9 protein-coding genes are annotated in these 7,052 nt (G+C 66.2%); all 9 read right to left on the bottom strand.

Annotated features, from left to right (window positions below; genetic code table 11):
• Positions 1-123: 123 nt before the first annotated feature.
• The 9 genes from ACFXB5_RS10920 to ACFXB5_RS10880 all read right to left on the bottom strand — a co-directional run bounded on the left by ACFXB5_RS10920 (position 124) and on the right by ACFXB5_RS10880 (position 6,791).
• A complete protein-coding gene (locus ACFXB5_RS10920; protein ID WP_385205244.1) occupies positions 124-459 on the bottom strand; it encodes a hypothetical protein in 336 nt (111 codons plus the stop codon).
• Between the two features lie 101 nt (positions 460-560).
• Positions 561-1,007, bottom strand: a complete 447-nt coding sequence (locus ACFXB5_RS10915) for a DUF4262 domain-containing protein (protein WP_385205242.1) — start codon at positions 1,005-1,007, stop codon at positions 561-563.
• A gap of 27 nt (positions 1,008-1,034) precedes the next feature.
• Positions 1,035-2,219, bottom strand: a complete 1,185-nt coding sequence (locus ACFXB5_RS10910) for a DUF932 domain-containing protein (RefSeq protein ID WP_385205240.1) — start codon at positions 2,217-2,219, stop codon at positions 1,035-1,037.
• A 595-nt stretch (positions 2,220-2,814) separates the two neighbouring features.
• On the bottom strand, positions 2,815-3,168 hold the full coding sequence (locus tag ACFXB5_RS10905) for a hypothetical protein (RefSeq protein ID WP_385205238.1): 354 nt from the start codon (positions 3,166-3,168) through the stop codon (positions 2,815-2,817).
• 13 nt (positions 3,169-3,181) lie between these two features.
• The gene (locus ACFXB5_RS10900; protein WP_385205236.1) at positions 3,182-3,661 is read right to left on the bottom strand and encodes a hypothetical protein; all 480 of its coding nucleotides are present in this window, start codon (positions 3,659-3,661) and stop codon (positions 3,182-3,184) included.
• 109 nt (positions 3,662-3,770) lie between these two features.
• Complete coding sequence (locus tag ACFXB5_RS10895) at positions 3,771-4,304, bottom strand: hypothetical protein (RefSeq protein ID WP_385205234.1); 534 nt, start codon at positions 4,302-4,304, stop codon at positions 3,771-3,773.
• A 30-nt stretch (positions 4,305-4,334) separates the two neighbouring features.
• Complete coding sequence (locus ACFXB5_RS10890; RefSeq protein ID WP_385205232.1) at positions 4,335-5,111, bottom strand: hypothetical protein; 777 nt, start codon at positions 5,109-5,111, stop codon at positions 4,335-4,337.
• Positions 5,112-5,244: 133 nt separating this feature from the next.
• Positions 5,245-6,303 carry a hypothetical protein gene (locus ACFXB5_RS10885; RefSeq protein ID WP_385205230.1) on the bottom strand — a complete coding sequence of 353 codons (1,059 nt, stop codon included), beginning with the start codon at positions 6,301-6,303 and terminating at the stop codon, positions 5,245-5,247.
• On the bottom strand, positions 6,300-6,791 hold the full coding sequence (locus tag ACFXB5_RS10880; RefSeq protein ID WP_020871816.1) for a hypothetical protein: 492 nt from the start codon (positions 6,789-6,791) through the stop codon (positions 6,300-6,302). Before ACFXB5_RS10880 ends, ACFXB5_RS10885 begins: the two co-directional genes overlap by 4 nt.
• Between the last annotated feature and the right edge of the window lie 261 nt (positions 6,792-7,052).

Here is a 7,052-nt window from a genome sequence, read left to right as displayed (position 1 = left end):
GTGGGGGGGGGGGGGGGGGGGGGGGGGCGGGGGGGGGGGGGGGCGGGGGCGGCGGGGGCGGGGGGGGCGGGCGGGCCGGCGCCCCCCCCCCCCCCGCGCACGCGTGGAGAGGGAGGTCAGCCATCAGGCGCAGGATCCGGGGGCGGGGGGGTTTGTACGGCCCTTGCTGGCGGCGTCGTACAGTTCGGGGTCGAACGCGACCCGGTAGCCCGCCTCCGTGAGTGCTTCGAGGGCGCCAGTGGCGTGAACGTTCTCCTCCACAGTGTTCAGGCCCGGCGGCAGTTCGTACCAGCGGTATAGAGGGGGTTGTTGGTGCTCGACGAAACCGTGCGCCTTCAGCAGTTCCTGCGCCTTCTCGGGCAGTGGTTCCTGGTCATCGCCACCGTCGGCGATCACCGGGCCGCGCCAGCGGCGGAAGATCTCGATGTGGCACGGCTCTCCATCTCGGCCTATATGCATGGGATGTGCCTTTCTCATTCGGGATGCCCTGGCCTGCGGAGCCAGTCGAACAGCGCGGGGTAGCGCTGCGGGCGGGCTGTGGTGCCACAGGCCCACGCCGTTCACAGCAGGGCCTGGGCCTGTGGGGGCAGGAGGCATCGGTCATCGTCGGGAAAGTGGCCGCGCTGGTCGGGCCAGAGCGCTTGCCAGACCGGCGGGGTGGTCCTGTAGATGGCGTAGATGATGCCGAGGTCTTCCGGACGGCTGACAGGGCGCAGCCGGATCGCGAGGCCCTCTTGCAGGACTCCGCTGATCTCCAGTCCGTCAGCAGCGGCGGAATCACAGTCGGCGAGCGCAGTGGTGAGGGTGTTGAGCAGGGCGTGTGATGTCTCAGCGCGCAGCCCGGAGAGCGCGAGCTCGTAGTCGCGGTCCGGGCGCGTGTGAAGGCCGACGGTGTAGGCGAAAGGAGGGGCTCCGGTGTCCGGGTCGCCTCCCACGTACTGCACCGCGTGGCCGTGGTGGGCGATGATCCCTTCCACTCGGCGGAGGTACGGGTCGATGTTGGTCATGATCCTTTCCTTTGGTGAAGCAGGGTGTCAGTGCTGGCGCAGCAGCATCAGTCGGCGGTGCGTCTGGGATTTCAGTTCGTCGTCGGTGCCTTCCAGCAGACGCAGTCCGCGGGCGGCGGGCTTGTTGCCCTTCAGGCCGGAAGCGGCGCTGGGACGGATGTCCGCGTAGTGGTCCAGGTACTCGGTCACAGCGCGCTCGGCGGCGTAGGCGGTGTGGCCGGTGCGCTGCGTTTCGCCCTCGAACAGGCCGTGGAGCCGGTCTCGTCGGGCCTCGCGGTTGCGTGCCGAGCGCGGGCCCGTGGCGTCCTGCGGCGGCCACAGGCTGTCGATCATCTGGTTGAACTCGTCGATCGCGATATCCGTGCGGGCCAGTGCCGTCTCCTCGGCTGCCCATTGGTCGTAGTAATTCAGCGACAGGCCGAGAGTGCGGCGGGCCTCTTTGACGCGGTCGGTGGCGTTGCGGGTGTGCCGGATCTTCCAGCGAGTGATCGCATCCCTGACGGCGAAGCGCTCCGTGTTCTCACAGGTCGGGCGCCAGGGGGTGACCACGACCTGGTAGGGGGAGTGCCCGTCGTGGCTGTTGATCGCCACGATGAACGGCTCGATCCGGTCGTTGATGCCCTCGGCATCGACGGTCACGTGCTGGGGCAGGCGCATGGAGACGAAGACCTTCTTGCCTCCCCGCAGGGCCCCGGCCGTCTCCCAGATGACGCCGGAGTCGGCCACCAACTCCTGAAGGAACTCGAAGGCACCCCGGTTTTGAATGACCTCATAGCCTTTGCCAACGACACCCAGGGAGGCGCCGGTGTCGGTGCGTACGGTGTGGAACAGCTCATGGTCCACACGAAACTCGCCGTTCCAGAGATAGGTGGCGGGGGCCGTTGTGACGCCGTAGTCAATGCCGCCCAGTTCCAGGACCTTGTCGATGTCGCTGATGCCTCCGGGGACGACGTTGCCCAGGGAGTGCCATGCCGGAGCGGAGGTGTACAAGGCGGCTGTGCCGCGGGTGAGGTCGAGGCCGTGCTGGGGGACGCCGCGGGCGCTGAGGATCTCTCCGGCGTCCCAGCCGGAGAGCACTCGGTAGCGGCCATCGGGCAGGCGTTCTACCGTCCCGGCGGCGAGGCGGTCTTGGAGAGCGCGTTCCCAGTCGCGAGCGTCCTCCAACTGACCAGTGCGTTCGGCAGCGAACGCTTCGTTGACGTCAGTGGACATGCGTGCTCCCTTTCTCTGACAGGTGGTAGATCGGATGGCAGCCGGTGCGGCCAAGGGCGGCAGCGGCTGCCAGACGCAGGCAGGTGACACTGCGGGTAGAGAGAGGGCCCTCTCCTGGGAGAGGGAGATCAGGAGAGGGCCCGAGCCCGCCCCGTGGCGCGGGCGGGGCGGGACCGGCGGCGGGGAATGCAGACGAAGCCGCCGCCGGAGCTTGATCAAACGGAGAAGTTCCCCGGCCCGGCACGCCACTACTGCCCCCTTGGGAAAGGTCAGGAGCTCGGGTGCCGGAAGTGGCAGGCGGCTGGTCCCTCCGTGTAAATACGGGGTTGGACAGGCCCCGAATACCGACCTTGTGGTGGTGTTCTCGGGTGGGCTAGGCGGGTGGGTGATCAGGCGAACGGGGCCGTCACCCGCTCCCGGGCAGTGGTTTCACTGGGTCCCCGTCTCCTCCCGGCCGCCACCGCGGGAGCCTCCCGAACAGTCTCGTTCCCCGGCTGGTGGGCGGGGCGTCACTGGCCCCAGGAGCACGCACACGCGGGCGGTCGCGGTGAACGGGGCGCCGGATGAGGACCCTGCGGGATGGTGATGACCTGGTCTACAGCGGATTGACGCCACCGAAGATCCGGACTTCGAGTTCCTGGTTCTCATCGAGCAGGACGGCCGGCAGGTCCTTCACGCCCTCGCGCTGGGCACGGGCCAGCCGGTGCCATCCGTCGATGATCAGTGTGGCTCCGTCGGCTTCGCGGATCCTGACCAGGATCAGGGGGCGTTCCAGATCGGCCTGCGGGACGTGGTTTTCGTTCAGTCGGATGGCGCCGAGTAGGCGGAACCACGGCTGGGGGTCCAGGCGGCAGATGGGAAGTGTTCGTGCGATCTGCTGGGCCTTGGTGACGTCCCACCGGAAGGCCAGGAATTGGAAGTACTCGCCTCCCTCATCATCGCTGCGCATCGTGCCCTTCTTCTCAGATGACATGGCACAGCTCGGTGTCAGCGGGCGGGGGCAGGCCCCGGAAGATGGCCGCGACGCGCAGCAGTGCGGTGCGGCCCTGGTGACCAAAGAACTCCTCGTCCATCACGTCCGTGCCCCCCAGGGCTTCGATGACCGGGCCGAAGTAGTCGAACAGCTTGTGCGCTGCCGCCCAGTAGGCCACTTCCTGATCGCTCGCCTGCACGGTGATCACGACGGGCAGGAGATCAGGTGACGTGGTCTCGCCGTCGGAGCCGATCGCCGTCTCCCAATCCGCGACGATCGTGAAATGCTCGCGCTGCTCCCTGGCCAGCTCCTGCACCAGGTCGGCTGCGTCGGCCGCCAGGCCGTCATGGAGCCGGTTGACCTGATCCTCGTTGTATCCAGCCTTGACCGAATGGTCGGCCGCCAGCATGGCGTCGCGAGCTTGTTCGTAGGTCTCGACGCGGTCGTTGATCTTTTTGGTGGTGTTCATACCCTGCTCCTGGTTGGCGTGGTAATCGGTACAGCCCCGTCGTCGGCTGGGCATCCGTCGGGGCAAGCCGTCGCCCAACGGCGGGGCTTGCTTCGGGTGGGGCTGGGCCTCAGCGTTCGGGCCCCTCGGTCTGTGTGGGCCCGTGGTGCCAGGCCGCGCTTCGGCGCTCCTCCAGCAACTGCCGCATCTCTTCCTCAGAGAGCGGCTCGATACGGCAGCGGTCGCTCGCGACGTACCACTCCGCCGTACTGCCGAGGGGGCTGGCGAGACATACAGCCGCGATGCGACGGTCCCGGTATTCGATCTCGCGGACGTGGTAGCCGACCCGGACCTCGCCCGTCTGGTCGGTCACCTTGACGATTTCTGCTGGGAGGATGTCGGGGTGTACCCAGGGCTTGTCCGCCATTTCGCCTCCTTCCTTTCTTGTACACCACGTCTCCCGGACGGCTTTGAAGACGGTCCCACTGAGGGGGAATTCGGCGATCTCGCCTGTGTTCTTGCGGATGTGGGCCTTGTCGCTGATGGCGATGAGCTGACCACCCCATACCGGCCGACCGTCGAAAAGCGCGACCAGATGTAGCCCCATGAAAGACAGCAGGTCCAGCGCATCCGGGTATTCGAGGTAGGTGACGTTCACGGTCACGATTACTCCCCGGAACTTCGTCAACCGTCATCAGCGCAGTCCTGCGGTTTTGAGGACACGCTCTGCCATGTCCAGGGCAACGCCCGGGTCGTCCCATCCGGGCCCTTGCGTGGTCACCAGCAGGGCCAAGTCCACGAGTTGGCCATCAAGTCCGTTGGGGGTCAGCCGTACGCACAGTCCGGAGGCGTAGGCGAGGTATAAGGTCCAGCCATCCCGAGTGAAGCGGACGCCATCGTGTTCGGCGTCGGCCACGTCCGTCAGCAGCATCCGGGGAACGGCCGGTTCGGGCATGCGATACCACGTGGTCCCGCCGACGGAGAGGTCCACGTGGTAAGTGCCGGAACCCGCGGCCAAGACTCGCGCGTCGACGAGCGTGCCCGGGAGGCTGGCCTGAGGAGTGCCGCCCCAAGTCACTGGGTACCGCCAGCCGTCTTGGTGCCACACCGTGACCCCGTTCGGCCGGTGCTCCCCTACTGCGGTCGCCCCGGCCAGCAGTGCATTGACCTGCTCCGGCGCAAGGTGACGGAGCTCGGCGTCACCGTCGAAGGGAAAGATATAGGTGAAGCAGTCACTCCCATCGCCGTGATGAAGCCACGTGATCTTGTTGCCCTCGATGCGATAGAAGCCCGTCCTGGGCCACTCGGTGCGCCCGGTGTTCGGAAAGCCATTGATGGCATAGCGGATGCTCCTCGGTCCGATGGACCTGATGGTCCGTGGACCTGACAGGTGGGGGTGCTTATGGTTGACGCACTGGAATGTCGTGCAGTTTTGGGCACGGCGCTTGAACTCGGCAAGACTCAACGACATATCCACCTCCGTTTCTGGGCACGAAAAAGCGGCTCCCAACTGGCGAGCCGCTGAAAAATGTTGAAGAATTACAGAGATCGGGCGTCGCTACCCGGAAATAGCTCTTGGGAATCCGGCCCGTCTCAAGGGTGGCCTAATGAACCGGAACGATGATGCCTTCGCCGTCTCTGCCGAACGCGGCGGCATTCACCAACAGCGGCGGGATCCACTTGACTTTCTTGAGACTCTTCCGGGGCCCGAAGAGAAAGGTGTGAGGGTGGCCCCGGCGCACGTGGGGGATCACCTTCCAGCCCCTTCGAATGGCTGTCCGCCGTAGCCTGTCGACCTTCTCATGGAACTGTCGGATCGCCGGGCCCAGTCGCCAGCCGACGCGGTGTACCTGGGCTGCCCTCCCCCGGCGTATTCCAAGGCGCTGCGCACGCCGCGGTGGCGCTGGAACCTTCTCCAAGTCCGGTTTATCGCAGCAGACGTAGAGCAGGTGCGAGACCACGATCAGGGTGAGGCGTGCCATGTATTCACGCAGCGCGCTGTCCTGCGGGCCCATCTCCCCGCCGAGGACGTGGATCACGGGCGCCTCGTCCATCATCTTCCGCGCGGTCGTGTTCTCCGCTTTGGTGGGGGCAAACAGCTCGACCGTCTGGCGCTCCAGTACTGAGCCGTGCTCGTCGAGGACATCCACCACGGCGATGACCGCATACGGGACCCCGTCGTGCTTGTCGATGTCAACGGTGCTCACCACCTCGGCCAGGGAGGGGCGGAGCATGAGCACGAATCCGCGCATCGCTGTCAGCCGGCCGAACTGGTCTTGGGACATGATCGGCTTCCGGAACAGGAACAGCGGGTTCGGGTGGGGTAGGCGGCGGAGCACCTCTCCGGGGAACTCAGAGTCGAGTTCCATGTCCACCAGGCTCTCGGACAGCGACGAGTCGAAGTCGTACACCACTCGCGTCTCTCGCCACATACGCGTGGCCGCAACCATCCCGGCCGCCGCGAGCAGGTGGTCATCGATGCTGTCACCGCGCGGTGCTGGGACCCGGTCGAGATCCGCTTCCCTGCCCTGGATCGACTGCACCAGCGGCACGGCGTCGGCGTGCCTCAGGAACTTCAGGCGCGGAGTTTCGATGGCGTCTGCCAGCGCCTCCGCAAGCGCGGCGCCGGACATCAGCTCCGGCTGCTTCGACGCGCGGCTCATTCCCGTGCTCGCTTCTCGACAGAGTCGATGCGGACGCGCAGAGGCTTCCTGTCGGGATGCTGCACCGACGTGACCAGAAGGAACCCGGTCGCATAGCCCTCAGAGCCGTATCCGACGTCGCGCTGCTCGAACGCTATGACCTCGAATTCACGGCCGGTCTCGGGCATCCACACCAGGTCGCCCAGGCTGATGCCGCACGCTGCCGTCCAGATATCGGCCGCGTAGTAGCCCAGGGCCTCGTCTCCGATGTGCCACGGCGTGTCATACAAGCCCTCGCAGCCGGGCGGCCCGATGTGGTTGCAGCTGCTGTCCAGGATTGCAGCGAGGGCCTCGGCGGCAACGATGTAGATCGTGTAGACCGCTTTCGTGCCTGTCCTCAGTGCTGTTGCATCCTCGGACTCGAAGTCGTCGATCGAGTAGCGGGCCTCCATGGTGGCGTGTGGCTTTCCTATCCCCTGGCGGACGATTCGGATCTTGGGTGGCGCCATGTATGTCCTCCTTTCGAATGGCGACGTACGGCACCCTCGACAGGTATGCGTGCCGGAGCCTGTTCATCTCGGCGCACGACTCGCGGGCGTCGACCATGTGGATCCAGCCCACATCCGACAGCCGCAACGCAGGTTGTACCAGCCGCTCTTGTCACCGATCCGGTCGACCAGTGCGGGTTCTTCGAGCACTGGGACCGGCCAGCGGCTGGTCTGCTGCTCATACGCGCTCAACAGCGAAGTCAGTACACAATTGGTGTTCCG

The sequence above is a fragment of the Streptomyces sp. NPDC059455 genome (genome assembly GCF_042750115.1).
In the GTDB taxonomy this organism is placed as follows: domain Bacteria; phylum Actinomycetota; class Actinomycetes; order Streptomycetales; family Streptomycetaceae; genus Streptomyces; species Streptomyces endocoffeicus.
This window is presented reverse-complemented; position numbering and strand designations above follow the sequence as displayed.